Raw genomic sequence first — 1,492 nt, 5'->3', positions numbered from 1 at the left:
CCACTGGCAGATATTAATGAATCTACTGCTAAGAGCTATTTAAGTGAACTGAGCAGAAAATATCCCCAAAATGCCACCATAGCTGATGTGCCTTCCAGTGGTGGTTTAGCTGGAAAAACATTAAAAGGCAAGCAAATACTAGAAGTTCCAATTCAGAACAAACCAATACCTCAAAGTATTTTAGATTACGCCAATGATTTAAAGATTGACATTAGACAAGTTAGCACGAAAAAACCTTAATTTTTTAGGAGTTATAATGAATTATTTTTATTGTGATGATTATTCGGATTCTTATAAAAGAATCTATTCACCTTATGACGAATCAACCGCCAAAAAACTTCACAAAAACAAAGAAATTTATTCAGTGATTTTTGGTACACCTGAACGACCAAAAATTCAAGTGAAGTTAATGGATAATGGCGTGAATGTGGATTTTTTTAATGATAATTTGCAACTGCATTGGTGTTTTGTTTTTCAGACAATAAACAAAACAACCAATCAACAAGATGTTTCATCAAATGATATACTTTTAGACCAAGTTATTTGCCGTAAACGAAATCAAGATGATGAAATATTAGAAGTGGTACACTATATCTATAACCAACTACGCAAAAAGATTTATGCGAATTGGGATACACCTTATCCAAATGAAACAAGAATAAAATTTGAGAAAAACTCCAAAGAATTTCCCGATAATTGGACAACCTACCCAGAATTTGGCAAGTATGAACCGATTATTCAGTTTTGCCGTGATTATCGCCAATTTATCATAGATAATCCACCATTTGATGAGATAGGGTTTGAATATCCAGAATTGTGAATTAAATTAAGGTGCGTAATTGCACCTTAATTTTTAATCAAACAATCAAGCCAAAACATCATTGGCTATCTTAGTATCGTAGGGTGCGTATTACGCACCTTTTTATTTCTCTAACCCTACCATTATTACAACATCATCTAGGTACACCGCAAGAACTCACACACAATGACGGTAACATCATCGGTCAGTTCTTGTTGTGGTGTGGGTTGTGGGAATGATTGAATAAAAAGTTGGGTCAAGCTGTTGCTTAATCACAACCTACAAGTCAGGTATGCAAAAGTTAAGATAAAAAATCATCAAATTGTCTGTAATGGTTAATTTCTTTTATGGTATTATCAATTTTGTTATTATTTTTGATATATATATGAAAAATATCACCAACTATCATAAAGTTACGCAAATTTAGATCTTTGGTAAATATTGGCATTTCAAGTTCATCATCATTCATATAGATTTCATCATCATCTAAATTATTTATATAATCATCTGTTATATAATACAGTGGACAACTTTTTGGATTTTTATTCCATATATCCATATTGGCATAAATCCACTCTCTATGAGAAAGAGTATTAATATTTTCAAAAAAATCAATTAACGACAAAAATTTTTGCATAAAATACTTCTAATCTATTAAATCAACGACAAGCTGTTCCACCCCCCCCCCCCCAA

The 1,492-nt window shown here is 31.8% G+C and carries 3 protein-coding genes; 2 read left to right on the top strand and 1 reads right to left on the bottom strand.

From position 1 onward, the window contains the following. Window positions 1-240 (top strand): hypothetical protein (locus MOB01S_RS12615; RefSeq protein WP_245640044.1); only part of this gene is annotated, 240 nt, incomplete at its 5' end. 16 nt (window positions 241-256) lie between these two features. Beyond that, window positions 257-820 (top strand): hypothetical protein, encoded by a 564-nt coding sequence (locus MOB01S_RS12030; RefSeq protein ID WP_066805857.1) that lies wholly within the window; start codon window positions 257-259, stop codon window positions 818-820. A gap of 280 nt (window positions 821-1,100) precedes the next feature. Here the strand turns inward: MOB01S_RS12030 and MOB01S_RS12025 are convergent, their stop codons facing one another. Continuing rightward, window positions 1,101-1,436, bottom strand: a complete 336-nt coding sequence (locus MOB01S_RS12025; RefSeq protein WP_066805854.1) for a hypothetical protein — start codon at window positions 1,434-1,436, stop codon at window positions 1,101-1,103. Between the last annotated feature and the right edge of the window lie 56 nt (window positions 1,437-1,492).

The organism is Moraxella oblonga NBRC 102422, assembly GCF_001598275.1.
GTDB classification, from domain to species: Bacteria; Pseudomonadota; Gammaproteobacteria; order Pseudomonadales; family Moraxellaceae; genus Moraxella; species Moraxella oblonga.
This window is presented reverse-complemented; position numbering and strand designations above follow the sequence as displayed.

Excerpts from the sequence above, each read along its gene's own strand:
- MOB01S_RS12030 (WP_066805857.1), top strand. The coding sequence starts at position 257 with ATGAATTATTTTTATTGTGATGATTATTCGGATTCTTATAAAAGAATC.
- MOB01S_RS12025 (WP_066805854.1), bottom strand. The coding sequence starts at position 1,436 with ATGCAAAAATTTTTGTCGTTAATTGATTTTTTTGAAAATATTAATACT.